The organism is Enterobacter sp. MEB024 (genome assembly GCF_030209635.1).
In the GTDB taxonomy this organism is placed as follows: Bacteria; Pseudomonadota; Gammaproteobacteria; order Enterobacterales; family Enterobacteriaceae; genus Enterobacter; species Enterobacter ludwigii.
The window spans coordinates 364038-390519 of the sequence record NZ_JARVRQ010000002.1; the positions used below are offsets into that span (position 1 = coordinate 364038).

The window sequence follows — 26482 nt, forward strand, 5'->3', positions numbered from 1 at the left end:
TATGAAGACACATCCACAGTACGAACCCTGGTTGCAGGGCATGCTCATCATCGCGAAGCACTATCGGCTGGACTTCTCGGCAGAGCATGTTCGGGTCACGATTAACCATGAAAGCCAGTCTCCACGCCAGCTGGTGCTGGAAGAGATGGCACGCCAGCTTGGGTTAGGGATGCGTATGGTGGCGGCCGACGCGGTCTCCCTCGACCCGTGGCGTTTACCTCTGCTTGCGGAATTTACCGGCGGGCAAATCGCGGTCATTAACCGCATGGACAGCGAGGGCAACGTGAGCCTGCAGTTCAGCGGTGACGGCGGCCTGGAGACGACGCTGACGCGTGAGGCGCTGTGCTCACGGTTGACAGGACTGCTGGTGCTGCGCCCGCTCGAGTCCACGCCGGATGCCCGGGTGGATGATTACATCAAACCGTATGAGAAAAACTGGTTCTGGCAGCTGGCCCTGAAGGACTGGCGACGCTACAGCGATATTATGCTGGTGGCGCTGGTCGCTAACGTCCTGGCCCTTTCCGGCATGGTCTTTTCCATGCAGGTGTATGACAGGGTGGTGCCCTCGCAATCGGAAGCCACGCTGTGGGTCCTGTTTGGCGGCGTGATGATCGCCATTGTTTTCGAATTCATCATGCGCATGCTGCGCGTGCACATTTCGGATGTGGTGGGTAAACGTGCCGACCTGCGTATTTCTGAACGCGTTTTTGCACACGCGCTGCGGATTAAAAACGGGGCGCGCTCTAAGTCAACCGGGTCGTTTATTGCCCAGATCCGCGAGCTGGAGTCGGTACGTGAACTGATCACGTCCACCACCATTGCGGCCATCTCCGATCTGCCATTCTTCCTGCTGTTTGTGTTCATTTTGTGGATGATTGGCGGTCCTCTGGTACTGGTTGTCCTGCTTGCCGTGCCGCTGCTGCTTATCCCGGGCCTGCTGGTCCAGCGCCCGCTGGGCAAACTGTCCAGCGAAGGGATGCGCGAGTCTGCCATTCGTAACGCCACGCTGGTGGAAGCGGTTCAGGGCATTGAAGACATCAAGCTGATGCGCGCTGAACAGCGCTTCCAGAATCAGTGGAATAACACCAATGATGTTGCCGCTAACGTCGGCATGAAGCAGCGCTGGCTGACCGGGCTGTTGCTGACCTGGACGCAGGAGGTGCAGTCGATTGTGTATGCCGTGGTGCTGTTGGTGGGGTGTTACCTGGTTATCAGCGGGGACATGACCACCGGTGCGCTGGTGGGGACCTCTATTCTCGCGTCCCGGACCATCGCGCCGCTGTCGCAAATTTCAGGCGTGCTCTCCCGCTGGCAGTCGGCGAAAGTGGCGCGTAAAGGACTCGACGATCTGATGCAGCGCCCGATTGACGATCCTCAGCAGGGCAAGAAGGTGCATAAAGCCCATCTGCGGGGGGATTATGCGCTGGAAGAGGTGGGGTTCTGGTACGACGATGAAGAAAAACTCACCGTTCTGAACATCAGCAAACTGCAGATTCGCGCCGGTGAGCGGGTGGCGGTGCTCGGACGCAATGGCTCCGGCAAAAGCACGCTGCTGCAACTGCTGGCAGGGATGCAGGAGCCTCAGCAGGGCAGCATTCTGCTGGATAATATCGCGTTGAACCACCTGGACCCGGCTGACGTGCGCCGCGACATGCAGCTGCTGAGCCAGCAGGCGCGGCTGTTCTTTGGCTCCGTGCGGGACAACATTCTGATGGGCAACCCGCTGGCCACCGACGATGAAATCCATCAGGCGCTGGTGAACAGTGGTGCGCTGGAGTTTGTCCGCAAACAGAAAATGGGGCTCAACTACATTATCAACGAAGGCGGCGCGGGCCTGTCCGGCGGGCAGCGTCAGGCGTTATTACTGGCCCGTGCTCTGATCACCTCTCCGAACATTTTGTTGTTGGATGAACCTACCGCCTGGCTTGACGAGATGAGTGAGAAGCAGTTTATCCAGCACCTTAAACCGTGGTTGGGCAAGCGCCGGACGCTGGTGGTCGCGACCCATCGCCTGCCTATTCTGGAACTGGTTGACCGTATCATCGTGCTGGAAAACGGCAAGGTGATCATGGATGGCCCGCGCGACGCCATCCTTCGCCAGCACGGTATGGCGCCGCAAAAAGCCTCACAGCGTACCGTGACCATGAAACCGACACCAGTAGTAGAGGAGGGCGTAGCATGACTGATTTCTCTCGCGTCAACAGCCGCCTGAAGGAGCCACGCTTGCCGCGATCAACCTGGGTCGCCTGGTCGCTGTTCGCCCTGCTGGCGGTATTTATCACCTGGGCAAGCCTGTTCAGCCTTGATGAGGTCACCACCGGTAGCGGCAAGGTGATCCCCTCTTCCCACGAGCAGGTGATCCAGTCCCTCGAAGGGGGCATTATTCACAGTTTGCTGGTGCGTGAAGGCGACATCGTTGAGCGTGGTCAGCAGCTGGCACAGCTTGACCGGACGAAAACCGAATCAAGCGTGCTGGAGAGTGAATCGCGCCTGAATGCCGCGCTGGCAACCGCCTCGCGTCTGAAGGCCGAAGTGAACGACACGGCACTGGCTTTTCCGGCAGAGCTGGATGATGACGTTGAACTGGTCAAACAGGAAACGGCGCTGTATCAGTCTCGTCGCGAAAGTCTTGAGAAAGGGCTGGCGGGGTTACGGCAGGGGGCCGAGCTGGTGCAGCGAGAGCTGTCGCTGACCCGTCCGCTGGTGACGCAGGGGGCAGCCAGTAAGGTGGAGGTGTTACGTCTTGAGCGTCAAAAAAATGAGCTTGAGAACAAAATCACCGAGATGAAAAACCAGTATTACGTTCGCGCCCGTGAAGAGCTGGCGAAAGCGAATGCGGAGATTGAAGCGCAACGTTCGGTGATGAAAGGGCGTGAAGATTCGCTGACGAGACTGACCTTCAATGCGCCGGTGCGCGGGATCGTTAAGGATATCGACGTGACAACCGTGGGAGGGGTGATTCCGCCAAACGGCAAACTGATGAGCCTGGTTCCGCTTGATGACCAGATGGTGATTGAAGCGAAAATCTCGCCGCGCGATGTCGCCTTTATTCATCCGGGACAAAAAGCGCTGGTGAAAGTGACCGCCTATGACTACTCCATTTACGGTGGGCTGGAGGGCGAGGTGACCATGATTTCGCCGGATACGCTTCAGGATGAGGTGAAAAGGGATGTGTATTACTATCGGGTCTATATCCGCACTGACAGTAACCATCTGACCAATAGACAAGGCAAAGCCTTCCCGGTGTTTCCGGGGATGATTGCGACCGTTGATATTAAAACAGGCAGTAAAACGATTCTGGATTATCTGTTGAAACCGCTTAATAAGGCGAAAGAGGCACTGCGGGAACGGTAAGCAAAGGGCGTTCGGGAAACCGAACGCCAGAAACATTATACCGTCGACGTTACGTTAACAACGTGGCGTCGTTCTTTAGGAACGACGTTGATATAGTGAGTCACATAGGCGAAGTATAATCCGGCATAGTTTTCGACCAGTTCTATAAACGCCGGGTAAATCGACATCTGGCCATCACCCTGATCTTTAAGATAACCCGCCTCTTGCGCCGATTTAATAATACGGTTGACGTGGATCCGTGAAACAAAAAATTCTTTAGCCAGTAAGTTGGCTGAATAAGGTATTACTGCGCCATGTGCGGTTTTATTTTTTATGGCCTGCAGGTAAAGATATAACATTATCATCCGCCCTCCGTCTTTATCAATAAACAATCCCACTTCAGGCAAAACCTTCCTGAACGTTAATCCCCTGAAAAGGTATTCCGCTGCGCGACGGAAAAAGTTATTTCGCAGGATGTCGTTATCCAGCAGATTAACGTTGATATTAAACTTTGGGAAAAGAATACTTACCGGCAAAAATGCGCCGGACATGTAGCGTTTAAGTTCATTAAGTCCCTTTTCAGTCGGTGCGATTCTCGTTTTGCGTCTGTCTTCACTGCAGCGCCAGGTCTTGATGCGCCCGGTGGTTCTGAGCAAGGTGATGATCGCAATCACACTGTTGGGGCTGGCTATTTTATAACGGGAACATAATTCTTTAATTTCTGATACTGACTCAGCCTGATTTCCAAAGATAAAACAACACATGGAAAGAATAATGTTGAACCGTGATTCCTGAAGCATCGTTTTATAGAACAAAGGTTGTTTTTTGTAGATGGCGTCATTAATGGTGTAGTGCTCTGTTATTGCCTCACTGAATCGCGGGTTGTTTTTAATGACATCCCTTCGATGTAGCAAGGCCCTGGATGAGATATGATTATCCATAGCGTTTGTCTCTTATATGAATGAGCCGATAGATGAAGTATCCAGTCTTCTTTCGGATTTTTCATTATACCTTGAGATTGACATATTTACCGTTATTATTTGATGCGAATTTTATATTTATACTGCATATGGATACAGGCGGTGATTAACACAAAGATGTTCTCGTTAGTCACGTTGATAACGGTTTCTTAACCTGATGGTGTACTGTAAAATTATTATCAACAACAGGGTTTTTTTATATTTTGTTACATTCACAAATGGGATATGTGTTTTTGTGCCCAGGAGCAGGTTATGACCCAAAATATTTCTTTCAGAAATGCTGCTTTTTATGAGCAAAAATTTGTCATCTCAACCTGCCATTTCACATTTCAGGGGTACAGTCTGTTACTCAAACAGTACGGTATAGACGCTTCGCACGTTCGTTTTGAGGGGGATGAACCTTCCCGGCAGGATCTGGAAAATATCCTTAGCAGTCAAAACGCTCAAATCTCGGTGTTTCTCGGCAAAGGTGTGGTCTCTCTGCTGGAGAGCCTGAAGCGACTCGCTTGCGTGCTAAATAAACTTCCTGTTATTCGAAAGGTAACCCTGTACGGGGAAATGCCGGATGGCTGGCTGTATCGAACGCTGGGGAATCTGTTAAATAATACTTTCCAGCTTTCATTGATTCGTATAGCCAGCGTGCCTGATGTTATGACCTGTTTTCGTATGCATAATGACGTATTTAAGGATAACTCACGTTCATTGCGTGACCAATACTGGGGGTTGTCTTATCAGGAAAACGTAAAAGGTTTAACCGAAAGAGAGGTAAGCGTTTTATTAAATTTTTATCGCGGAATGTCAGTAAAAGAGCAGTGTGAAAAAATGGGGCTGTCTAATAAAACGGTTTATACCCACCGTAAGGAAGGGGTGAAAAAATTACACCAGATCCGACGCTGGCTGAAAGATCCGCATGCCTTAAGAATGGAAGGAAGCACGGAACGGTTAACGCAAAAAGAAAGTCTCTCTGCCAAAGAGACGTCGGTTTATAATGCATTGCTAAAAAGAGAAATATTCCCTGCGTATCAAATCATAACCGATCGTTATAAGAAGGGGGTGGGGTTTGAGATACTCATTCGCTGGAATAATAATGGTAAAATTATCAAGCCAGTTAATTTTCTTACTGATATTTCAAGCCAGGAAATATGGCTAAAAATTACTGCGCTAGTGATTCATGCTGCGGTGTCGGGTATTAATAAATATAACGGTAAATATTATTTTTCCGTCAATATCCCCCCGCGACTTGCCTCGGGTAATGCACTTCCCGACATGGCCAAAAAGGCTGTGGCGATGCTGCTCAATCCGCAGTGGGCCGACAAACTGGTCTTTGAATTTGCCGAAGATATTGATGTGACCAAGGATAGGACGATCCCAGAAACCATGCGGCGTTTACGCAATACCGGGTGCCGGCTGTTTCTCGATGACTGCTTTTCCAACCATCAAACCATGTTCCCGGTAAGGCAGGTGCATTTTGATGGATTAAAGCTTGACCGGGATATCGTCGAGCATTTTGTGGCGAATGATAATGATTATAATCTTATTAAAGCGATACAGATATACAGCGATATGACCGGCACGGATTGTATTGCTGAAGGGGTGGATAGCGAAGAGAAGTTTGAGAAGTTAGTCGCCCTTGGGGTTAAAAGCTTTCAGGGCTATTATCTGTCGCGAGCGGTGAAAGAAGACGAATTAGATCGCATGGTCAGATTGTTTAGCTAAAGCGCAAAAATAAAGCCCCGAAGGGCCTTTATTTATTTTCGACCCAGTAACAGGCCGAGAACAATACCTACCGCCCCCGCAGCAATTAAACCCGTCAGGGGATTGTTTCTCACCGCTTCAGTGACATCGGAAACGGCGTCGCTGGCCTGTGCGGCATATTTCTTGGCAGCACCTTTAACCTGATGCTTAGGGGAGTCAACGAAATCGCCAAACTGCTGCTGGGCTGAGCCTGCCAGTTCATCGAGTTTATTTTTCGCTTTGTCTTCTGCAAACTGTGTATTTTTATCAGTATTGAAATCAGTCATTTTTGCCTCCTTGTGTTGATAGTATAAGGATAGCCTTTCTTTTGCGTTTTAAGGGACGCAGGGCGGAAATTGGCACAAAATCCTCCTGTTTTCGGATATATCTCTATGCCATAAACCCTTTATTTCTCATTCTCATCCTGACCGTAATACAGTTTCCCAATCCGGATAAGCGGGCGGCCCTGAGACTTACGGTGCAGGTTACTGTCCCTGAGCGAATACACGCACCCGCAATATTCCTGCTGGTAAAACTGTTCCCGCTTGCTTATCTCAATCATGCGCGAGGAACCGCCCTGTTTGCGCCAGTTATAGTCCCAGTAGACCATCCCCGGATAGCGCGCTGCCGCACGCTGGCCGCAGTCATTTATCTGCTGCATATTCTTCCAGCGGGAGATCCCTAATGAACTACTGATGACGCGAAAACCATTTTCTGCCGCATACAACGCCGTGCGTTCGAAACGCATATCGAAGCACATGGTGCAGCGGATGCCGCGCTCGGGTTCCCATTCCATGCCCTTAGCGCGTTCAAACCAGTTATCGGTGTCGTAATCGGCATCGACAAACGGCACGCCGTGTTTTTCCGCAAAGCGAATATTCTCCTCCTTACGGATGAGGTATTCCTTTTGTGGATGAATATTGGGGTTATAGAAAAATATGGTGTAATCAATTCCCGAGGCCTGGATGGCCTCCATCACTTCTCCCGAGCAGGGGGCGCAGCAGGAGTGCAGCAGCAGTTTGTCGGCACCGTCTGGCAGGTTAAGTTGAGGGCGGATAAAGGGGGTTGTACTCATCGTATCAACTCTATGTGAATGAAATTTATTGAATTGTAGTCCCGTAACCGAAGAAAGTGAACGTTCAGGGCAAACCCCGGCGAACATAAACATCCACGTTTCTTTTCTATGGCTCCGATCACGTCACCTCGTATTCCCCTGATCCTGCGACAACTCATAGCAATCATGCATTGACCGAAGGAATAAATTCGACATAATTTATTTCCGTGGTGAATCCTCTCTGACGAGAGGGCGTTCCATACTACTGCTGTCCGCAGGTATGTACGCATCTTTGCTTACCAGGGGAGAGTCACTGGGATGCACCCGACACCACGATTCTTCTTTAATTTTTTATCCCATTGGAAGGGTATAGAGTGCACAAGTTTAATTCCTCTCTTCTTGCGATTTTTTTGCTGACAGGTTGTAGTTCCGATCTGGTTCTCAGCCCACCTCAAAAACCTGAATACAAGGCTATGCCAGAGATAACCCAGTCTGTGACGCCATCCCAACAGCGTGCGATCATGGCTGGCGAGAGGCCTGATTGGTCAGAAAGGACGCCAGTCGGCACCATGAAACGATATTGATAAATACCTAACGACCAGGGCTGCCATTCGGTGGCCTTTTTTATTGTGATGAATGAGCGGGATGTGATGACCGCAGCCAAAACGCAGAAGGCATGGTGAAAACGCCCCTGCGCCTGGCGTTGATAATCACCAGACGTGTGGAATGCAACTGAATCAAGTTAATGTTCTATATGCTTATTTTATCAATACACCAATTCCTGATAAGATTGTTCCTAATTTTTACTGATGGAATAGGGACATGAAAAAAATTGTTGGCGTGATATTACTTTCCTGCTTACTTGCAGGTTGCGATAAACCTAAAATTGACTCATCAACTGATGATGCAATGAAATCGTCTATAGCTAAAGTCAGAGAGTCACTTCCGGAGAATAAGCGGGAGGAGTTTGATAGCGCTCTGCAAGTTGTGGCATTCAGTAACATCAACATGGCTGATCTCATGCATGCTTCATCAGACAATGACAAAGAAGACCTCAGCAAAAAGATGCGCGAACCCCTGTCGGGAAAGACTGCTGAGGAAGTCATTTCTTATGCTCAGAAAGTAACAGCTGAGAGAGAGCTTAAGCAGAAAGAACAGGCAATTCAGGAAATTAAAACGCTAGAAAAGAAAAAAGCTGACTCAGATATGGCTAAAGAAGAGCTGAAGAAAATCCAGGTTTTATCAGCCAGATTTACCAGGGAGCCTGAGGAAGACGGTGAGCCACAACCCGTAATTAGACTGGTTGTAAAAAACAAGAGTGAAAACGTTATTTCCAGAGCCTACCTGCATGGAGTGATAGCAAGCAATGGACACTCAGATCCCTGGTTGGAAAGTAAGTTCTTTTACGATATTCCTGACGGGCTTAAACCGAATGAAGAAGCTACATGGGCTCTGGCTCCGCCTAAAAATTCTGAATGGGGTCAATTTTATGCCCCAAGCGACGCTGTTTTCACTGTGACAGTCATGAGAGTAGACGGTACTGATAAGCGGGCGTTGTTTGATGCAACAATGTTTACAGAGGAAGACGGTAACAAGCTTGATGAATTGAAGAAAAAATACCCGTGATTTTTAGCTAAAAAAATGACCCGCTTAGGCGGGTTTTTTTACGTCCGAAGGAAACGTGGCGACAGATATATTAACCTGGTGAACCCAGATAAGGGCAGAAAGGGAAGGGAAGTTTAGCCACACGATTCGTTCTGCATCCTTTGGTCGTGGTTATGAGCAAATCGCAGGAGATGAATTAACCCTGGGCAGCAATTCTGGCGGATGACCCCCTCAGCTAAAAGACGCAAAGGATCAATTCAATGCAGAAGCAACAATTGTGATCGCTATCGCTATATTGAAAAAAATATAAGTTGAATGCACGGCATTTTCCTGAATAAATAAGAGCATTCTTATTTATTCAGGCCTTTTCCGTAAGAAGGAATTTTTATGTCCCTATATATTTTAACTGATGAAAATGCAATCGATAAAATCGTTGAAAAGTTGAGCGATTATAGATACCCGCCTGCTAAGGGAATGAGTTCCGAACATGTTAGTAAGTGGATCAAGCAATTCTCAGTTGATGATAGACGATTTATATTAGATGAAACCCTTTATTTATTAAGAGCGGGTTATCTCTCTGAAGACCTTTATAAAGCCCTTTTAAAAGCTATGGCTAGGAACGAGAAGAATACTAAATTTTTTAGATATGCAGGTTTTTTAGATATTCAAAAGAAGGGTAATAGTCAGAAGGAATTACTACATTCTCTTTATGAAATGGTGAATGTTAAGTTCAGTATCGTTACTAATTCATCTACAGAGGATGAGGTGAATAATTTTAAGAGATTTGTTTATATCGATGATACGTCTTTTTCTGGTGAAAAGGTTATTAAATCAATAACCGATTTTGTAATGAGTTTTGATTTAAGAAATATCAAAATAAATGTGTATCTATTCTCTTCTCATACGCTATCTGATTATAATATTAAAAGACGATTAGACGAAGTTTTTAATGGCAGAAATATTTTAATATACGTGCAGAATGGTGGTTTACGTAAAGTTGAAAACCGAAAGAGTCAGTCTGCCAAATCTGGGGTTTTCTGGCCCAAGATTGAAAGTGTGGATGTGCCGGAGGTGTTCGATGAGTTGGATGTTTATAAAGGAATATATAGGAAAGGTTATTTCACTACTGATAGTTTTAGGAATCAAGCTTCCAGGGATCGTTTCGAATCTATACTAACCAAGGTGGGCTTTGATATTCTTCAAAACAGAAAAACACCTAGTGAAGTTCTTAAACCTTTAGGTTTCTCTACTTTTGACGGTTTGGGTTTTGGTGGAACAACTTTTACTTACCGAAATTGCCCTAATAATGTACCCTTGGCTTTTTGGTGGGGAGCTTATGAACCAACAGGTCATGCCGCATTAGACTGCTGGTATCCACTTATGAGACGTAATGGATATAATGAGTTGGACGAACTATAGCTATATTAACTACAAAACACCGTTGTTGATGGGGTTCTACTGCACTGCGAAAAAATACGCGATGTTACTTTTCTCCACTACCGGTGGAATTAGGTCAAAGCTAATCACTTTTTTAATACGGCTTTTGCTTCTTTCAAGGTTGCTTCTGATCCTTAAACCCGCATCGGCGGTTTAGTTGGTAGTGTAGGATATCAGTTGGCAGTACATATGAAAATTGGTTACCTTAAGCATAATGCTGGCGATTTGTTGTACTCCCAAGCCGTCGCTTGATGTGCCTAAAGTCTCCGTCGCGTGCTGATTTAAGTTAGTCATTATAAAGAGATTCACATGGCACAGCACCCTACCCAAAACTGACAGACAAAACGGCGATAGGGGTGGAACAACTGACTCTGACTGAAAATATGATGTAACATTAAACTACATAAAAAAATGTCTTTTATTTTTTGTCAGTGAGGGTATTCTTGATTATAACTTTTGCAAATGGACTCATATTATGTGCCTAAATGTTATAACGGATGCTGATCTTAAGGCTAGCATTGCTGCAACACTTTCCGATTATCGACATGTTCCTCCGAATGGAATGAATAGTGAACATGTATCACGTTGGGTAAATCAGTTTCGTCAAGAAGATGTACGTTTTATCCTCGAGGAGACTGATCGTATTTTGAAACTAGGATATATAAACAGAGAAGATTACGGTCGGGTAATTATCGAGAACGCTAACGCACAAGAAAATCGAGAGCTTTTTGAAACGGCTGCCTTTCTAGATATACAGGATGAGGGATTCAGTCAGCAGGAAATTATACAGAGCTTATATGATCATTGCCCGGAAGAGATTAATGTCGTCACAAGGCGCTCATCTCAACGATATGTGAATTCGTTCGATACATTTGTTTATTTTGATGATGTTTGTTTCTCCGGGCTAAAAGCGAGTGAAGATATAGTTTGGTTGATCGAAAATTATAACTTACAAAATGTTTGCATTATAGTATATTTCATGGGTAACCATTCTTCTGCAACCTGGCAGATACAGCAAAAAATTGAAAGAGCTTTTCCTGATAGGGGGATAACACTTCGTATTGGCCCTGGTGATATAAGGCATCTAGAAAATCGATTGTCATATAATGCTAGATCCGAGGTGTTATGGCCTGATGTAGCAAATGCTATAATCCCGCCGGGTACACGCAATCCCGAAAATTACAATGGAACCTGCCGAAACGGTTTCATCATTAACGATGTTTTTCCCGATGAGCGGAGACGCAATCGGCTTGAAACCATATTTACTGAAGTAGGCTTCGCAATTTTATCTCATAGTGACGAACCAAGAAGAGGACTCAAGCCTCTGGGATTTTCTCCTTTTACAGGATTGGGTTTTGGTGGGACGATGTTTACATATAGAAATTGCCCTAATAACGTACCCCTGGCATTTTGGTGGGGAAACTATGAAATGGCGGGTGGGCCTGCTTTGGCATGTTGGTATCCTCTTATGAAACGTATTGTGTATAATCGATAACCATGAGCTACAGACTATACCTAAGACAGAACACTGTCCCATTCAAGAAAACCACCGAAAAATGGGGGGGGCTATCCAATATGGCTAAGGGCTACCCAGTCCTAGTCAACGATATTCCTATACAATCAAGTGAAATCCTCTATCAGGCATGTCGCTACCCAGACTACCCGGATATCCAAAAAGCCATTATAACCCAAGGAAACCCTTTCGAAGCTAAGCAAACCGCTAGATATTTCGAATCTAAAACTCGTACTGGCTGGGAAAAAAATCGTGTTTCGATAATGAAATGGTGTGTTTGCGTTAAGCTTTGCCAGAACTGGGAATCGTTCTTCGCCCTCCTTGATAGTACAGGTGAACATGACATCGTTGAACACTCAGAGAAGGATCAATTTTGGGGGGCGAGTAAAGACTCCGAAGGTAACTTTTACGGCATGAATGTGTTAGGCCGTATCCTTATGGACGCGAGAGACGTTGCAAGAAGGAAGGGGCACGCAGGTTTTGCTACCATACCCCCGCTGTCCTTGGATAAGTTTCTTCTGCTCGGGGAACAAATTCGCGACGTCACTTTCACTCCACCACCAGTAGACCCTGGGCATAGCTTATCGCTTTTTTAATATGGCCTTTGTTCCTCTTGTGGTCGCGGCTGATCGGCAAACCCGCTTAAGCGGGTATTTGTTATAATTTTGTGTGCGAATCACTTACTCAAGCTGGAGAATTCTATGCATGATTGCATTCTTGTCGAAGGTAATGGTCGTACCCGTTTGATGAAAATTGAAGAGGGAAGGCAGGAGATAACGATCGCCAATCCCGGTTCAGGTCACTACTTTGGATTTCGCGTGAGAGAGTATTCCATCGAGAAAGAGGGTCACTTAAAGATTTATCTTATCGCAAGCGAAGATCCGCAGGATCCTAACGATGTTGCTCATTTTGTAAACGAATTGTCACCAACACCTATCAGTGATCCTTCAGTTTAAAATATGAAAACCCGCTTCGGCGGGTTTTCTTTGACTTTTGTTATAGTATTGAGCGCCTTGGTGATATGGATATTGTTGGCTATATTAGAAGAATCTCATAAAAAGGTGCCCATAATGAGTAATGAAATTAAAGATGCAAAAATTGATGATTATTTCACCGTTTTAAAAGAAAAAAGTAGACCGCCAAGTAGGGGCGGTAACACAAAGGCGCGGCATGCACACTACATCAAGATTGAAGGAAAAATATACAGCTTTCTCGCCTTTGGTTCCAAACAATGGGTCTATAAGTCAGACCGGGTATCATTTGAATTTGAAATGAAGGGTGAATACAGGAATGTTCTCCCCGAATCTATTCGTACCACCGATAAGGATGGGAATGTTGTAATCAGAGGGTTACGTGGCTTTAGCAAGGAGTTACGAACTGCAAATACGCGTTTGCCTGGGTCCAGAAGGGAATGTAGAGACTAAACACAAAAACTGTTAGAGAAGCTAGAGCAACAGGCTACTACTACACAGGAAAAAGAAGAGATTGAAAAAGCGCTAGTTACATTACGTAGTAAGCTGGTCGCCAAATCTCTGAAAGATGTTGAGCATTCTATGTCCGTTCTTTCAAATGCCTTACAAGGCGATACTCACAAGACATGAGAACCCATGCATCTTAAACCCGCTTTGTCGGTTTTTTTATCTTCAAAAAAATGGATGCGTTAAATAAAACGCACTAATTCCTTAATCAACAAATATATAACATTATGAACAATTTGTTTTTTATATGAATTAATTCGTTTTAATTCATATAAATTATAATTTAAGTATAACTAATTAATCGTCTAAGCAATTTTAAATTACTCTGATGTCTCCAACGAATACACACTGTACAAATATACAGAATAGTAGTTACCAACGGGAGATATCATGCATATTTCTGACGATGTGATACCCGGCGCAGCTGGGTATACTGGCCCTGTATTGGTCTATATAGAATGTGGCCGGATTTGCGGCGGATTTGTTTTACGTACAGATGAGTTTGTTACCTCATTGACTGCCCTTAATGAAGCACGACAGCACGCAGGCCTTACTCCGTGCTCTTTTAGCCAACCAGTAAGTGATTTATAATAATCACTGCGAGCCTGAACAACTCGCGACTGAGTAAGAACTGTGCCAGGGGACTTAACCATGGCACAAACTGAATTAACCAACACACCTGCTCACTATCTCGCCCTGTTAACGCCGAAGCCCTGGCTACTCCAGATGAAAGGAATGAAAGGGCGGCGGCATGAGCAAGAAAAGCACATACAAAACCAAAGCCGAAAATAAGCATCTGGCCCGTGTTTCTGAGCTGGGTTGCATCGTCTGTAAAAACATCGGACATGAAGATACCCCGGCTGAAATCCATCACTGCAGCAAAGGCACCGGCTTAGCCGTTCATGTCAACGAAACAGGTTGTCGCCGGTGATGAAGTTGACGGCTGGCCACTTGATGTATCGAAAAAAGGGAAGGGCGAAGGGTCCCTGATTGAACTCGCCCTGGTACGTATTGAGGGCGCGTCTTACCCGAAGGCTATTTTCGGCTCGACTCCGACAGTGACCGGCAAAAGCCAGATTGAGATGCTTGAAGATGGCGCGGATCTGGTCTTCCGATTTTATCTGCCTTGCCCCCATTGCGGCGGTGAACAGGAGCTCAAATTCGGTTTTGAGGGCATCGAGTATGGTCTCAAATGGGATGACAGCCAGCTGACGCGCGAAGACAAAGGGCGTTCGGCGTATTATCAGTGCTGCCATTGCCCCGAACATTTCCATTACAGCGATCTGGAAAAAAATGGAGCTGGTCGGTCGCTGGATGGCGGAAGACTGCACGTGGACGCAGGAGGGCACCCACTTTTTCGATCATGATGGGGAACCAGTACGCGCCCCGCAGCACGCAGCAATCATTGTTAACGCACTTTATTCGCTCAACCTGGACGGTTGGGGCGAAATTGCAGCCAAGAAATGGCAGCGCCAGATAGGCGGGGTGGTCGATTTGTCCAATATCGACCGCCAGCGTCGGTTGTTGGCTATCGTGCCTGTAGAAGATGTATGGGGCGTAGGCAGGCGCATCAGTAAGAAGCTGAACGCTATGGGCATCAAAACGGCTCTGGACCTCTCAGAACAAAGCACCTGGATTATCCGGAAACACTTTAACGTGGTACTTGAGCGAACGGTCAGGGAGTTGCGTGGTGAGCCATGCCTCGATCTAGAAGAGTTTGCACCAGCAAAGCAGGAAATCGTCTGCAGCCAGTCATTCGGAGAACGCGTCACCGAGTACGAACAGATGCGCCAGGCTATCTGCAGTTATGCGGCCCGTGGTGCTGAGAAACTAAGATGATGGAGGTGCTGGATCACTTGAATGCAAAAGAGGGAAAAGGTACGCTCTTCTTTGCCGGTCAGGGCATACAACAGCAGTGGGAGATGAAACGAGAAATGTTATCTCCTCGTTACACGACGAGATACTCTGATCTCATTATAATACGTTAAATGATATTGGAATAATTATGTTCAAATCAAATAACGGATATGAAAGATAAGGTGTAATTTAGTTAATAGTATGATATGAAATGATCATCTTGCTCGTTTAGGATATATATTCTCTGTTAAACTTTAATTGTAATGGGGCCAAAATGGGAATTATGAGTGAGGTCAGTCTATTTTTAAATACTATACCTGAATGGTTATCATCCTTCATCACTGCTTTGATAGGAGCACTTATAGGTGGCTTGTTTACACTTCGAGGAGTTGATCGGGAGGCTAAAATCACACGAGCCGAAACTGAAAGAAGTGATTTAGAACTACAGCTATCTGTATTAAAAGGTGTCAAGGGAGAAATTTCAACCTTAATCAATATTTATAACAAGAGAATGCAAAAGCATATTGAAGAAATCAAGCCAGGCGAAATGTTATTGATTAGCTTTCCTATTGGAGATGATAACTTTACTTTCTATGAGCAAAATGCAAAATTAATCGCAAAGCTGGATGATGCAGCAAGAGATTCCATAATTAACATTTACACTTACGCTCGCTCTCTAGTACAATCATTTAAGGGGAATAATCAACTTGTAGCAGAGTACGAAAAGATTTTCTTTGATATGGCTGATAATAATAAAGATAAAGAAATGTATCAAAGGTTGTATGATGCTAAAATTGCAGTGATGATTGATTACGCTCAAGGTATTAAAAATATTGATAGTGAGTTGAGGGAGGTTATCGTTAATGGGTTCAAGGTTATTGATCGTCAAATAATAGTACTAAAATTAAAACTGGAAACTTTGCGTTCTAAATAATTATTATAAGCATGTAAACATCAAGTTTGTTCCCATTAGTCATCATTCTTATGCGAGTAGGGTTATACTGCTCGCATAATAATTAAAATAACAAGGCGTTTAAATTTTGATTTTTTCAACTGGTTTTGCGTCATTTTATTATCGGATAACTAACGCAAGTATGTCCATTACTCATGGCATACATCTGATTATCTTTTAGTCTAACAAAGGGGAATGTGGTATATTCATAATTAACAGAGGTCATATTAAATGTAAGGAATTTGTCATGAATATTTAATTTTGTTGAATGAGCAGGATACGTTCCTTCATTTTTTTAGTAATAATAAACCCTATTGGAAAAAAATGTAATGCGCAAATAAAAGCAATATGCCCATCATTCATAAATGCTACACTTTGGGCTGAGATATGCATTCTATGTGGATAAAACCAGTAATAAACGTCATGGCTATCTTCATAACTTGAAGTCTTTCCAAGTACATAATCCTTCAAAGGTGAATAGAAAGGGCTTTCAGTAGGTTTTTTTTACAATCCTCAACGGAAGTTGCTGATAATATATGGCCAATCATGGCCTTAGTAAAGGCTATACTTTCAAATGGGACATTAATGAATGGAGATGTTTTAAATCCAGTCATATATTGATTTAATTTTTCTTTAAAGTCTTTGGTGACCTTCTCAATTTCTTTATCGAGCCCACCCAAAACATAATTATTGCAGTTGCTACATATTGTTCTAAAGTAAGAGCCATTTTTAGCGTTTAATGGTTTTACTGGTTCTCGAGTGTTAAAAAACTCGCTAACAGTTTTCTGAAGAACTGGTCCTAACGTTATAGCACATTTGGGAGGGACATGATCTTTTGTTAATAAATCAAACTTCCCACATATATTACAATAACCCTTTGTGATTCCATTATGCTTCCATCTTTCACTTATTTTTGTCATGTTTAACCTCAGTCGGGTAAATTAATGAGCTTGTGTCATTCTTAATATATTTAGATATTTATCTAAATGTATATATAACTCTATGTTAATTAGTTTACCGCACTTAGCAGGAGGATACCTGATATTATTGCAAGGTTAAGGGAAAGCCTCGATTAACTCGGCTCCCTGATTTCTCGGATTTCCAACGGCGCGCGTCACAGCATGCCAGACAAACTTGTCGGCTGGCACTGAGCCGTCGGCGGCTATCTCTTCAGCTTCTTTTCCGCCTATATCCTGCCGCATCCACTCACGTGCCACTTCTGGCGACAAAACCAGCGGCCTACGATCATGAATGTCAACAAGACCTTTGTCGACTGTAGACGTCACAATGAGAAAACCTTCTGCCTAATCGCCACGTTCGAAAGGCGTGCTGCCGATAGCCGCCATAAATATTGGCTGTTCGTCGGCGCGGTGAATGAAGTAGGGCTGTTTCTTGTCTCCTTCTTTTTTCCACTCGAACCATCCATCCGCAAAGCAGATCGCACGGCCATGTTGCCAGAGAGGCTTGAACATTCGGTTGGTGGCCGCAATCTCGACACGAGCATTAATCAGTGGCGGCTTATCCCACCACCCGGGCGCGTAGCCCCAGAAAACAGGATCGAGGTGCAGTTGCTCATCGCGTTCGCTCAACAACAGTACTTTTGTTCTGGGCGCTACGTTGTACCGGCCAATTGGTTCCGGGTCATACGCGATATTACGATCGGCTTCATCGGCTAGGTAAGCCAGATATTCTTCGCGGGTTTGGGCTTGTGCAAAACGTCCACACATAGAAACCTCCAGCCAGATGTAAGACTGAAAGTATAGGGCAGGAAGAAAAAAATGTTGCGCACTAAAAGTCTATGATTTTGAAACATGGACATGATGATTGAAGCCAGCGAGGCGGTAAAGTGGGGCGTTTCGAAACTGGAAGGAGCTACGCAAAAGAGTGAATTTGGGGGCAAATGGGGGGGCGAAATTAGGTTTGGGAGCATTTGGGGGCAGTAAAAAGTCCTTTTATGTCCGATAGCGTCTTTTGCGCATACCGCGTAAGTTCCTGATAATAACATAAAACCTAATGTTTACATAAAGCTGTTTTAAAAGATACAATACCCCCCTATAGTATCAGGAGGGCGTATGCCGCATTCACCCGCAGATAAAAAACGTATTCTGACGCGCGTCCGCCGCATTCGAGGGCAGGTTGATGCTCTTGAGCGTGCACTGGAATCGGGCGACCCCTGTCTGGCCATCCTGCAGCAAATTGCCGCCGTGCGCGGTGCTGCGAATGGGCTGATGGGCGAAATGGTTGAAATTCACCTCAAAGATGAGCTGGTGACCGGGGAAACAACGCCGGACCAGCGGGCCGTTCGCATGGCAGAAGTCGGCCATTTGCTGCGCTCTTATCTAAAATAAACCCACAGACCTCACAATAAGGGAAGAGACATTATGAAATCTCGCGCTGCTGTCGCATTTGGCCCCGGCCAGCCGCTCAAAATCGTTGAAATCGACGTGGCTCCGCCGAAGAAAGGCGAAGTCCTGATCAAAATTACCCATACCGGCGTGTGCCATACCGATGCGTTTACCCTTTCGGGTGACGATCCTGAAGGCGTTTTCCCGGCGGTACTCGGCCACGAAGGCGGCGGGATTGTTATGGAAGTCGGCGAGGGTGTGACCAGCCTGAAACCGGGTGACCATGTGATCCCGCTGTACACGGCAGAATGTGGTGAGTGTAAGTTCTGTAAATCCGGCAAAACTAACCTCTGCCAGGCGGTTCGCGCTACTCAGGGTAAAGGTCTGATGCCAGACGGTACCACTCGCTTCTCCTATAACGGTGAACCGATCTATCACTACATGGGCACCAGTACCTTCAGCGAATACACCGTGTGTGCGGAAATTTCGCTGGCGAAAGTGAACCCACAGGCGCCGCTGGATAAAGTTTGCCTGCTGGGCTGCGGCGTGACCACCGGGATTGGCGCGGTGCATAACACCGCAAAAGTGAAAGAGGGCGACACCGTTGCGGTGTTCGGTCTGGGCGGTATCGGTCTGGCGGTAATCCAGGGGGCGGTGCAGGCGAAGGCGGGTCGTATTATCGCTGTCGATACTAACCCGGAGAAATTCACACTGGCAGGCGAAATGGGTGCCACTGATTTCGTGAACCCGAAAGACTACGATAAGCCGGTTCAGGATGTGATCGTTGAGATGACCGATGGCGGCGTTGACTTCAGCTTCGAATGTATCGGTAACGTTAACGTGATGCGCTCCGCGCTTGAATGCTGCCACAAAGGCTGGGGTGAGAGCATCATCATTGGCGTTGCCGGTGCGGGCCAGGAGATCAAAACCCGTCCATTCCAGCTGGTGACCGGCCGTGTGTGGCGTGGTTCAGCGTTTGGCGGCGTGAAAGGGCGCACCCAGCTTCCGGGCATGGTGGAAGATGCAATGGTCGGGAAAATTCAGCTCGACCCGTTCATTACCCATCGCCTGCCGCTGGAGCAAATCAACGACGCGTTCGATTTGATGCACGAAGGTAAGTCCATCCGTACCGTGATTCACTTCGGCGACAAGTAACTCTTCTGCCAGCGGTTTTTTTGCCGCTGGCGTTTCCTGCATAATCTTCTCTAAAGTGTGACCTGACTTGCGCTTTTAGCCGTAAGCTAATCTCCAGCCGTGCCGATGACTATTTTACAGGCGTGTTTTTACGCATCTTACCTACAAGAGAGTCGACGGTCATGGACAACACAACAACGATGCAGGCGCAGCGCACGCTGAGCTTTTTGCATCATATCAGGCTGGTTCCGCTGTTTTCCTCCATTCTCGGTGGCATTATTTTGCTGTTCGCCTTGAGCTCAGGTCTGGCGGGCTATTTCCTGCTGCAGGCAGACGCCGATCAGCAGGATGTCACATCAGAAATTCAGGTGCGTATGGGGCTGTCGAACAGTTCTAACCATCTTCGCACCGCGCGTATCAATATGATCCACGCTGGCGCGGCCAGCCGTATCGCCGAGATGGATGCAATGAAGCAGAACATCAGCGAGGCGGAAAAACGTATTAAGCAGTCTCAGGATGGCTTTAACGCGTACATGAACCGCCCCGTTCGTACGGCGGAGGATGAAGCGCTGGATGCCGAACTGAAAACACGCTTTGACGCCTATATCGCAGGCCTTCAGCCGATGGTTAAATTTGCCAAAAACGGCATGTTTGAAGCGATCATTAACCATGAAAACGAATCCGCGCGCCCGCTGGATGACGCCTATAACGCCGTCCTGCTGAAGGCGATTAAGATCCGTACCGACCGGGCCAATGCCCTGACGGCGCAGGCGCACAGCCGCACGCAGCTGGGCCTGATGTTTATGGTCGGGGCGTTTGCCCTGGCGCTGGTGTTGACCGCGCTGACCTTTATCGTGCTGCGCCGCACGGTCATCAATCCGCTTCAGCGTGCTGCTACGCGAATCGAGAACATTGCAAAAGGCGACCTGACGATGCCGGATGATGTCGCCGGGCGCAGCGAAATTGGCCGGCTGACGCGCGACCTGCAAACCATGCAGCACTCGCTGGAGACCACGGTTGGCACCGTACGCCAGGGGGCGGAAGAGATCTATCGTGGAACCAGTGAAATCTCGGCTGGCAACACCGATCTCTCATCCCGTACCGAACAGCAGGCGGCCGCCATTGAGCAGACTGCCGCAAGTATGGAACAGCTGACCGCGACGGTGAAACAGAATGCCGATAACGCGCACCATGCCAGCAAGCTGGCGGAAGATGCCTCCGGTAAAGCCAGCCGTGGCGGCCAGATGGTCTCCGGCGTGGTGAAAACGATGAGCAATATCTCCACCAGTTCGAAGAAGATCTCTGAGATTACTGCGGTGATTAACAGCATTGCGTTCCAGACCAATATCCTGGCGCTCAATGCTGCAGTAGAAGCAGCGCGTGCGGGTGAACAAGGACGCGGCTTTGCGGTGGTGGCGAGCGAAGTGCGTACCCTGGCGAGCCGAAGTGCAAATGCCGCGAAAGAGATTGAAAGCCTGATCAACGAGTCGGTTTCCCTGATCGATCAGGGTTCCGGTGAAGTGGTCGCCGCGGGCAACACCATGAACGACATCGTCGATGCGGTGAAACGCGTCACCGATATTATGCTGGAAATTGCCGCCGCCTCCGACGAACAGAGCCGCGGTATCGAGCAGGTCAGCCAGGCAATTTCGGAGATGGACAAAGTGACGCAGCAGAACGCCTCGCTGGTGGAGGAAGCCTCTGCGGCGGCGGCCTCCCTGGAAGAACAGGGCGCGCGTCTGACCGAGGCAGTCGGGGCATTTCGTCTGAGTGGCGCAAAGCCTGGCCGTTCAGTCTCGTCTGCGCCAGCGGCGAAAAACGCACCTTTACGTCCTGCGCCTGCGGTGTCGGGTGATAACTGGGAAACGTTCTGAGTCGTCCGGGGTAAACGGATAAAAAAAAGGGACCGTCAGGTCCCTTTTTTATTGCGTTACTGCTTATCCGGCAGTGCGTAGGCAATCACGTAATCACCGCGATCCGGTGACTGACGGGCACCACCCGCGTTGATGATGATGTACTGTTTACCGGTTTTCGGTGAAATATAGGTCATCGGTCCGGACTGGCTACCGACCGGCAGACGGTCTTTCCAGATCTCTTTTCCGGTGGCGGTATCAAACGCGCGCAGGTAGAAATCCTGGGTGCCGGCAAAGAACAGCAGACCGGACTGGGTAGCGAGGGACGCGCCCAGGGTCGGCATACCGATTGGGATCGGCATATGCATGCGAATGCCAAGCGGGCCAGTATCTTCCACCGTACCGACCGGAACCTGCCACACCAGCTTGCCTGATTTCAGGTCAACGGCTGACATGGTGCCAAACGGTGGCTTCTGACACGGAATGCCCAACGGCGACAGGAAGCGTTCACGCATAGCTCCGAACGGTGTACCGTCCATAGGCACAATACCCATCTCGATGCCGCTGGCGTTTTTCGCCACGTTGGCACGCGGTACCATGTAGTTTGCCAGTCCCAGGCGCATATCGTTAACGAACATCAGGCTGTTGTTCGGGTCGATTGAGACGCTGCCCCAGTTCATCCCGCCAAGGGAGCCCGGGAACTGTAGGGAACGGTCGAGACCCGGTGGGGTGAAGACGCCCTGGTGACGCATCTCTTTAAACTGAATGCGGCACAGCAGCAGGTCTACTGGCGTCGCCCCCCACATATCCGATTCGGTCAGCGTCTGGTTGCCAATCATCGGCATGCCAACAGAGTACGGTTGGGTCGGGGAGTAACGTTCACCTTCAACGTTACCGGCCGGTACCGGGCGCTCTTCCACTTTCGCCACGGGCTTGCCGGTTTCGCGGTTGAGCATAAAGATCATGCCCTGCTTGCTGGTCTGCACCAGCACCGGCGTGGTGCCACCTTTACCGTCGGGTAAATCGTACAGCAGCGGCTGGGAAGGGAGATCAAAGTCCCACAGGTCGTGGTGGGTGGTCTGGAAATGCCAGCGCACCTGACCGGTGGCGGCGTCCACCGCCACGATGGAGGAGCTGTACTTGTCATCCAGCGCCGTACGCTCACCCGCCCAGAAATCTGGCGTGGCGTTGCCGGTTGGCAGATAGATCAGGTTCAGTTTTGCATCGTAAGACATGGCAGACCAGACGTTCGGCGTGCCGCGTGTATAGGTCTGTCCTTCCGGTGGAAGGCCGGTCAGCTGCGGATTACCTGGATCCCATGCCCATGCCAGCTTGCCGGTATGAACGTCATACGCACGCACGACGCCCGGCGGTTCGCCGGTGGAGAAGTTATCCGCGATACGACCGCCGACCACCACCACATTCCCCGCGACCAGCGGCGTGGAGGTCTGCTGATAGTAACCCGGCTTGATTTCCCCCATCCCGATGCTCAGGTCAACGGTGCCACGATTGCCAAAGTCTTCACAGACCTTGCCGTTATCCGCATTGATGGCTATCAGTCGCGCATCGGTGGTCGGCAGGAACAGACGACGAGGGCATGCCGCAGGCTGTGCATCTGCCTGTGACGTTGTCACGCTGCTGTGATCTTCAAAATAGCCCAGACCGCGGCAACGCTGCCAGTTCGGTGCCGAGGCTTTCGCGTCGTAACGCCATTTCTCTTTACCGGAGTCGACGTCCAGCGCCAGGACTTTACTGTACGGCGTACAGACATACAGCGTGTCGCCAATTTGCAATGGGGTGTTCTGATCTTCCGCACCGGAGCCGTTGCTCTGAGGAATATCCCCCGTGTGGGCAACCCAGGCCACCTTCAGATCGTTCACGTTTTGTTTGTTAATTTGATCGAGGGCGGCGAAGCGGTCACCGTGGGTGGTATTGCCCCAGTGCGCCCAGTTTTTCTGCTCCTGACCCGGTGCGACCGGTTTTACCGGTACCGGCTCATTCGCCGCCACCAGCGTTTGCGGCTTGAACATCCAGCCGAGGCTCACCAGCATCACGACCGCCAGAACGGCCGCGACGCCAAACGCCGGTGCTTTGTTCGGGGCGTTGTGGTTTGCTGCGCGCATAAACGGCCAGACGATGGCACAGAGGAAGGCCAGCACGGCAAACGTAAAGAGGCGCGAGAAGAGCGGCCAGAAATCCCATCCGGCATCGCTGACGGCCCAGAACAGCGAGGCGATAAACGCGATGCCATAGAGGACGATCCCGCTGGTGCGGTTGATGAAAATCAGGACGGCGGCAATCACCATCGCCACGCCCATGATCAGGAAGTACCCACTTCCGCCTACGGTAACAAGCTTTAAACCTAAGCCGCCAACAGCCAGACCGATGAGCGTCATCAGTCCGGCAAGGAGCCACTGCAGGATACGGGGTATTCCACGTGGCGCGCTGCCAAATGCCATTTCTGTCTCCTTTAAATCCCCCGCGCTGCGGAACGGTGCAGAGTATGTACCAATTGGGTAATAATCGCGGAAGGGGATGAGGTTTTATACGGTTTATCCGCATCATTTGCGGTTGAATTCCTGTTTAACAAATAGCATGCGAACCATTTGGTGAATTCGTAGCTATGATAAAACTGTTAAATTGTTTTACGCAATTGTTAATGGATGATTTCGCATTTTTTGACCACAGAAACAAAAAACCCGTCGACAGGACGGGTTAGTGGTTGAGGTTGTAAAGGCGTCTCAGGCAGGCATGGATTTGCGGATGGCGCTGAGCAGCGTCTGCGCACCCGGGGAGAGCGGGGTATCCACGCGGGTTAATATACCGATAGGTTCGCCCGCACCTGGCGACGTCACCGGCAGTGCGGTAAGCGTGCCCTGGCGGAGATCATCTTTCACCGCGCCGGAGGGAACGAACCAGACGTAGTCATAATCCACCGTAAGCTGGCGCGAAAGCGAGGCCGACAGCGTTTCGATGCAACCTGAAGGCAGTGAGCAGCCCTGCATCTGCAGCAGTGTCTCGGCGTTCTGACGCGGAACGGTGCCTTTTGGGGATACCACCACCGGCCACTCCATCACGCGGCTTAACGTCACTGTATCCTGCAGCAGAGGGTGACCGGGACGCACGACCAGCTTCAGGGATTCCAGGAACAACAGCTCGTAGTTAAGCCCGCCCATAAGCTCGGGGTCGGACATGCGCCCGATACCGAGATCCAGTTCGCCGGATTTTAACCCGGCGAGCAGCATAGTGTTATTCATGGTGGCAACCTGAATAGTGGTATGCCGCTGATGTTTGTGGAACTGTCCAATGACCGGAGGCAGAATGCCGAGCGCCGCCGTTGGCAGGGCACCCACGCGCACAATCTCCGCGGCGTGCTCCTCTTTGCGGTTGAGCGACTGTCCGGCAGTATTCAGCGCATCGAGAACCTTGACGGCGTGCGTAAGAAATTGTTCACCCACGAGGGTGAGTTGTGCCCCCAGCCGACCGCGGTCGAAGAGACGGGTTCCGGTGAGTTGTTCCAGCTCGTTCAGCGTTTTGGAGAGCGCAGGCTGGCTTAGGTTGAGAGTTTCAGCCGCTCGCCCCAGCGTTCCCTGTTGAGCGACGGCCACAAATGTATGCAAATGGCGCAAGCGTATGCGCTGACTGAACAGACCATTTTTTTCCATAGGCGATGTTAAAAACAGAGCGATGCGGGTGACAAGCTAAGTTGTTTAATTTTGATAACTTGATAGCAAAATATTTTTAACATTTGATCTGTTTGAGTTACAACATGTTTTTTGGCAGGGGGAGAGGAAGAACGTCCTTGTTCTTTTCGTGCACATTGAGAGCGTTACGTCAGTGTATAGCCGGGTTAAATCACGCCATCACCGCCGTCAGAGCACCATATCTGACCGGAGGTAAATGAACATTCATCCGAGGCCAGCGTGACATAGAGCGGTGCGATTTCAACAGGTTGACCCGGACGCCCCAGCGGGGTATCACCACCGAACTCTTTCACTTTTTCCATCGGCTGGCCGCCGCTGGATTGCAGCACCGTCCAGTAAGGACCCGGGGCAACCGCGTTAACGCGTATTCCTTTTGGACCAAGCTGTTTCGCTAAGGATTTGGTGAATACCGCCAGACAGGCTTTTGTCTGGGCATAATCCAGCAGCACAGGGCTGGGCTTAACCGCCTGGACCGAGGAAGTATTAATGATAGAGGCCGACGGTTTCAGATGGCGCAGCGCCGCTTTGGTTATCCAGAAAGGCGCATAGACATTGGTTTTGAAGGTCGCGTCAAAATCTTCCGTGGTGAGCTCTTCAAGGGATTCCCGGTATTGCTGACGACCAGCGTTATTCACCAGAATGTCCAGTCCCCCCAGTTTGGCCACCGCCTCTTCTACCAGCTTCTGGCAGAACGTCTCGTCACGGATGTCACCCGGCAGCGCGACGGCAATGCGTCCTTCCGCTTTGATAAGCTCAATGACGTCAACCGCGTCTTTCTCTTCTTCAGGCAGATAGTTGATTGCGACGTCAGCCCCTTCACGGGCGTAAGCGATCGCGACTGCGCGACCAATACCGGAGTCGCCTCCGGTGATCAATGCTTTCTTGCCGGCAAGGCGGCCATGCCCTTTATAGCTCGTTTCCCCGTGGTCGGGTACGGGTTGCATTTCTGATGCCAGTCCCGGCGGCGTTTGCGGTTGCTCCGGGAAAGGGGGTTGCGGGTAAGCGTTCTGACGTTGTGTAGTATCACTCATAGCTGACTCCTTAAGCCAAGGGGTGAGATTTGATGGATAGTTGCAGCGTTAACGCTTCGCTGAATTATTTCTGCAAATGATCGACGCGCACGACAGGCGGCGATGATTTCTTATCAAGCGATCCGTTGATACTGATCATCTGATCGGGTTTTACTGTTCTGCCGTCGAATACTGCCTGGGGAATAATAACGTCTATTTTTCCGGTTTTATCCTGGAATACAAACTTATCGCCGCTACCGTCAATAAGGTTCCCGCGTAATGAAATAGTCGCACCATCATGCATTTCTTTTGCATGATCGATGGTCATAATTCGTGCGTCATCGGTTCCACGATAACCGCTATCCAGTGCGTGCGGCGGTGGCGGTGCTTCACCTTTTTGTAACCCGCCGTTATTATCTGCCCATGCGGCCGGTACCAGAAATATCAAAAAAGCGGAAATAAGCGATAATTTCATCTGATATCCTTCATTTTG

24 protein-coding genes and 2 pseudogenes are annotated in these 26482 nt (G+C 48.8%); 17 read left to right on the forward strand and 9 right to left on the reverse strand.

The annotated features are described in order from the left end of the window. The first annotated feature begins 1 nt into the window (after position 1). A complete protein-coding gene (locus QRN24_RS03915) occupies positions 2 to 2182 on the forward strand; it encodes a type I secretion system permease/ATPase (RefSeq protein WP_279259257.1) in 2181 nt (726 codons plus the stop codon). Continuing rightward, a complete protein-coding gene (locus QRN24_RS03920; RefSeq protein ID WP_014169984.1) occupies positions 2179 to 3354 on the forward strand; it encodes an HlyD family type I secretion periplasmic adaptor subunit in 1176 nt (391 codons plus the stop codon). Before QRN24_RS03915 ends, QRN24_RS03920 begins: the two co-directional genes overlap by 4 nt. Positions 3355 to 3389: 35 nt before the next feature. On the opposite strand, the gene QRN24_RS03925 is transcribed toward QRN24_RS03920, so the two are convergent. Then, on the reverse strand, positions 3390 to 4274 hold the full coding sequence (locus QRN24_RS03925) for a MarR family transcriptional regulator (RefSeq protein WP_014169985.1): 885 nt from the start codon (positions 4272 to 4274) through the stop codon (positions 3390 to 3392). Between the two features lie 291 nt (positions 4275 to 4565). Here QRN24_RS03925 and QRN24_RS03930 point away from each other — a divergent pair, with 291 nt between their 5' ends. Next, complete coding sequence (locus tag QRN24_RS03930; RefSeq protein WP_151712269.1) at positions 4566 to 6029, forward strand: EAL domain-containing protein; 1464 nt, start codon at positions 4566 to 4568, stop codon at positions 6027 to 6029. 32 nt (positions 6030 to 6061) lie between these two features. Here the strand turns inward: QRN24_RS03930 and QRN24_RS03935 are convergent, their stop codons facing one another. Beyond that, positions 6062 to 6334 carry an ElaB/YgaM/YqjD family protein gene (locus QRN24_RS03935; protein ID WP_014169987.1) on the reverse strand — a complete coding sequence of 91 codons (273 nt, stop codon included), beginning with the start codon at positions 6332 to 6334 and terminating at the stop codon, positions 6062 to 6064. Positions 6335 to 6453: 119 nt separating this feature from the next. Further along, the gene (locus QRN24_RS03940) at positions 6454 to 7122 is read right to left on the reverse strand and encodes an epoxyqueuosine reductase QueH (protein WP_032681052.1); all 669 of its coding nucleotides are present in this window, start codon (positions 7120 to 7122) and stop codon (positions 6454 to 6456) included. Positions 7123 to 7923: 801 nt separating this feature from the next. On the opposite strand from QRN24_RS03940, the gene QRN24_RS03945 reads away from it, so the two are divergent. The 11 genes and pseudogenes from QRN24_RS03945 to QRN24_RS03990 all read left to right on the forward strand — a co-directional run bounded on the left by QRN24_RS03945 (position 7924) and on the right by QRN24_RS03990 (position 15925). Continuing rightward, positions 7924 to 8727: a DUF6694 family lipoprotein gene (locus QRN24_RS03945; RefSeq protein WP_284942361.1), complete on the forward strand. Its 804-nt coding sequence runs from the start codon at positions 7924 to 7926 to the stop codon at positions 8725 to 8727. A 366-nt stretch (positions 8728 to 9093) separates the two neighbouring features. Next, positions 9094 to 10125: a phosphoribosyltransferase-like anti-phage protein gene (locus tag QRN24_RS03950; protein WP_284942362.1), complete on the forward strand. Its 1032-nt coding sequence runs from the start codon at positions 9094 to 9096 to the stop codon at positions 10123 to 10125. A 493-nt stretch (positions 10126 to 10618) separates the two neighbouring features. Continuing rightward, positions 10619 to 11638 (forward strand): phosphoribosyltransferase-like anti-phage protein, encoded by a 1020-nt coding sequence (locus tag QRN24_RS03955; protein ID WP_284942363.1) that lies wholly within the window; start codon positions 10619 to 10621, stop codon positions 11636 to 11638. A gap of 2 nt (positions 11639 to 11640) precedes the next feature. Further along, on the forward strand, positions 11641 to 12252 hold the full coding sequence (locus QRN24_RS03960; RefSeq protein ID WP_284942364.1) for an NADAR family anti-phage protein: 612 nt from the start codon (positions 11641 to 11643) through the stop codon (positions 12250 to 12252). 105 nt (positions 12253 to 12357) lie between these two features. Then, the gene (locus QRN24_RS03965) at positions 12358 to 12612 is read left to right on the forward strand and encodes a hypothetical protein (RefSeq protein WP_284942365.1); all 255 of its coding nucleotides are present in this window, start codon (positions 12358 to 12360) and stop codon (positions 12610 to 12612) included. Positions 12613 to 12726: 114 nt separating this feature from the next. Beyond that, positions 12727 to 13080, forward strand: coding sequence for a hypothetical protein (locus tag QRN24_RS03970; RefSeq protein WP_284942366.1), 354 nt, complete (start codon positions 12727 to 12729; stop codon positions 13078 to 13080). Between the two features lie 444 nt (positions 13081 to 13524). After that, positions 13525 to 13725 (forward strand): hypothetical protein, encoded by a 201-nt coding sequence (locus QRN24_RS22780; protein WP_502875261.1) that lies wholly within the window; start codon positions 13525 to 13527, stop codon positions 13723 to 13725. A 160-nt stretch (positions 13726 to 13885) separates the two neighbouring features. Further along, entirely contained in the window at positions 13886 to 14065 is a 180-nt protein-coding gene (locus QRN24_RS03975; protein WP_284942367.1) for a hypothetical protein, read from the forward strand. Beyond that, on the forward strand, positions 14037 to 14501 hold the full coding sequence (locus tag QRN24_RS03980; protein ID WP_284942368.1) for a phage terminase large subunit family protein: 465 nt from the start codon (positions 14037 to 14039) through the stop codon (positions 14499 to 14501). Before QRN24_RS03975 ends, QRN24_RS03980 begins: the two co-directional genes overlap by 29 nt. A gap of 25 nt (positions 14502 to 14526) precedes the next feature. Further along, positions 14527 to 15122, forward strand: a pseudogene (locus tag QRN24_RS03985) (DUF4113 domain-containing protein); the annotation flags it as partial. A 143-nt stretch (positions 15123 to 15265) separates the two neighbouring features. Then, positions 15266 to 15925: a hypothetical protein gene (locus tag QRN24_RS03990; protein ID WP_284942369.1), complete on the forward strand. Its 660-nt coding sequence runs from the start codon at positions 15266 to 15268 to the stop codon at positions 15923 to 15925. A gap of 485 nt (positions 15926 to 16410) precedes the next feature. Here the strand turns inward: QRN24_RS03990 and QRN24_RS03995 are convergent, their stop codons facing one another. Together QRN24_RS03995 and QRN24_RS04000 are read right to left on the reverse strand one after the other, a co-directional pair. Beyond that, positions 16411 to 16863, reverse strand: a complete 453-nt coding sequence (locus QRN24_RS03995; protein ID WP_284942370.1) for a hypothetical protein — start codon at positions 16861 to 16863, stop codon at positions 16411 to 16413. Positions 16864 to 16998: 135 nt separating this feature from the next. Continuing rightward, a pseudogene (locus tag QRN24_RS04000) lies at positions 16999 to 17670 on the reverse strand (SOS response-associated peptidase). A 345-nt stretch (positions 17671 to 18015) separates the two neighbouring features. On the opposite strand from QRN24_RS04000, the gene QRN24_RS04005 reads away from it, so the two are divergent. From QRN24_RS04005 to QRN24_RS04015, 3 genes are all read left to right on the forward strand, one after another. Further along, complete coding sequence (locus QRN24_RS04005) at positions 18016 to 18291, forward strand: metal/formaldehyde-sensitive transcriptional repressor (RefSeq protein ID WP_014169989.1); 276 nt, start codon at positions 18016 to 18018, stop codon at positions 18289 to 18291. 33 nt (positions 18292 to 18324) lie between these two features. After that, the gene (locus QRN24_RS04010; RefSeq protein WP_284942371.1) at positions 18325 to 19443 is read left to right on the forward strand and encodes an S-(hydroxymethyl)glutathione dehydrogenase/class III alcohol dehydrogenase; all 1119 of its coding nucleotides are present in this window, start codon (positions 18325 to 18327) and stop codon (positions 19441 to 19443) included. Between the two features lie 161 nt (positions 19444 to 19604). Then, on the forward strand, positions 19605 to 21296 hold the full coding sequence (locus tag QRN24_RS04015; protein ID WP_219372983.1) for a methyl-accepting chemotaxis protein: 1692 nt from the start codon (positions 19605 to 19607) through the stop codon (positions 21294 to 21296). Between the two features lie 56 nt (positions 21297 to 21352). Here the strand turns inward: QRN24_RS04015 and QRN24_RS04020 are convergent, their stop codons facing one another. The 4 genes from QRN24_RS04020 to QRN24_RS04035 all read right to left on the reverse strand — a co-directional run bounded on the left by QRN24_RS04020 (position 21353) and on the right by QRN24_RS04035 (position 26464). Beyond that, on the reverse strand, positions 21353 to 23734 hold the full coding sequence (locus QRN24_RS04020) for a glucose/quinate/shikimate family membrane-bound PQQ-dependent dehydrogenase (RefSeq protein WP_284942372.1): 2382 nt from the start codon (positions 23732 to 23734) through the stop codon (positions 21353 to 21355). A gap of 282 nt (positions 23735 to 24016) precedes the next feature. Further along, a complete protein-coding gene (locus tag QRN24_RS04025; RefSeq protein WP_032681049.1) occupies positions 24017 to 24940 on the reverse strand; it encodes a LysR substrate-binding domain-containing protein in 924 nt (307 codons plus the stop codon). Positions 24941 to 25125: 185 nt separating this feature from the next. Beyond that, complete coding sequence (locus QRN24_RS04030) at positions 25126 to 26010, reverse strand: SDR family oxidoreductase (RefSeq protein ID WP_284942373.1); 885 nt, start codon at positions 26008 to 26010, stop codon at positions 25126 to 25128. Between the two features lie 64 nt (positions 26011 to 26074). After that, positions 26075 to 26464 carry a YdeI family stress tolerance OB fold protein gene (locus tag QRN24_RS04035; protein ID WP_020884197.1) on the reverse strand — a complete coding sequence of 130 codons (390 nt, stop codon included), beginning with the start codon at positions 26462 to 26464 and terminating at the stop codon, positions 26075 to 26077. Between the last annotated feature and the right edge of the window lie 18 nt (positions 26465 to 26482).

Coding starts and splice junctions, on each gene's coding strand:
- QRN24_RS04020 (WP_284942372.1), bottom strand. CDS start 23,734: ATGGCATTTGGCAGCGCGCCACGTGGAATACCCCGTATCCTGCAGTGG.
- QRN24_RS04010 (WP_284942371.1), top strand. CDS start 18,325: ATGAAATCTCGCGCTGCTGTCGCATTTGGCCCCGGCCAGCCGCTCAAA.
- QRN24_RS03995 (WP_284942370.1), bottom strand. CDS start 16,863: ATGACAAAAATAAGTGAAAGATGGAAGCATAATGGAATCACAAAGGGT.
- QRN24_RS03950 (WP_284942362.1), top strand. CDS start 9,094: ATGTCCCTATATATTTTAACTGATGAAAATGCAATCGATAAAATCGTT.
- QRN24_RS03955 (WP_284942363.1), top strand. CDS start 10,619: ATGTGCCTAAATGTTATAACGGATGCTGATCTTAAGGCTAGCATTGCT.
- QRN24_RS03970 (WP_284942366.1), top strand. CDS start 12,727: ATGAGTAATGAAATTAAAGATGCAAAAATTGATGATTATTTCACCGTT.
- QRN24_RS04005 (WP_014169989.1), top strand. CDS start 18,016: ATGCCGCATTCACCCGCAGATAAAAAACGTATTCTGACGCGCGTCCGC.
- QRN24_RS03920 (WP_014169984.1), top strand. CDS start 2,179: ATGACTGATTTCTCTCGCGTCAACAGCCGCCTGAAGGAGCCACGCTTG.
- QRN24_RS03945 (WP_284942361.1), top strand. CDS start 7,924: ATGAAAAAAATTGTTGGCGTGATATTACTTTCCTGCTTACTTGCAGGT.
- QRN24_RS04025 (WP_032681049.1), bottom strand. CDS start 24,940: ATGGAAAAAAATGGTCTGTTCAGTCAGCGCATACGCTTGCGCCATTTG.
- QRN24_RS04015 (WP_219372983.1), top strand. CDS start 19,605: ATGGACAACACAACAACGATGCAGGCGCAGCGCACGCTGAGCTTTTTG.
- QRN24_RS03930 (WP_151712269.1), top strand. CDS start 4,566: ATGACCCAAAATATTTCTTTCAGAAATGCTGCTTTTTATGAGCAAAAA.
- QRN24_RS03965 (WP_284942365.1), top strand. CDS start 12,358: ATGCATGATTGCATTCTTGTCGAAGGTAATGGTCGTACCCGTTTGATG.
- QRN24_RS03980 (WP_284942368.1), top strand. CDS start 14,037: ATGTCAACGAAACAGGTTGTCGCCGGTGATGAAGTTGACGGCTGGCCA.
- QRN24_RS22780 (WP_502875261.1), top strand. CDS start 13,525: ATGCATATTTCTGACGATGTGATACCCGGCGCAGCTGGGTATACTGGC.
- QRN24_RS04030 (WP_284942373.1), bottom strand. CDS start 26,010: ATGAGTGATACTACACAACGTCAGAACGCTTACCCGCAACCCCCTTTC.
- QRN24_RS03975 (WP_284942367.1), top strand. CDS start 13,886: ATGAGCAAGAAAAGCACATACAAAACCAAAGCCGAAAATAAGCATCTG.
- QRN24_RS03960 (WP_284942364.1), top strand. CDS start 11,641: ATGAGCTACAGACTATACCTAAGACAGAACACTGTCCCATTCAAGAAA.
- QRN24_RS03915 (WP_279259257.1), top strand. CDS start 2: ATGAAGACACATCCACAGTACGAACCCTGGTTGCAGGGCATGCTCATC.
- QRN24_RS03925 (WP_014169985.1), bottom strand. CDS start 4,274: ATGGATAATCATATCTCATCCAGGGCCTTGCTACATCGAAGGGATGTC.
- QRN24_RS03990 (WP_284942369.1), top strand. CDS start 15,266: ATGGGAATTATGAGTGAGGTCAGTCTATTTTTAAATACTATACCTGAA.
- QRN24_RS03935 (WP_014169987.1), bottom strand. CDS start 6,334: ATGACTGATTTCAATACTGATAAAAATACACAGTTTGCAGAAGACAAA.
- QRN24_RS03940 (WP_032681052.1), bottom strand. CDS start 7,122: ATGAGTACAACCCCCTTTATCCGCCCTCAACTTAACCTGCCAGACGGT.
- QRN24_RS04035 (WP_020884197.1), bottom strand. CDS start 26,464: ATGAAATTATCGCTTATTTCCGCTTTTTTGATATTTCTGGTACCGGCC.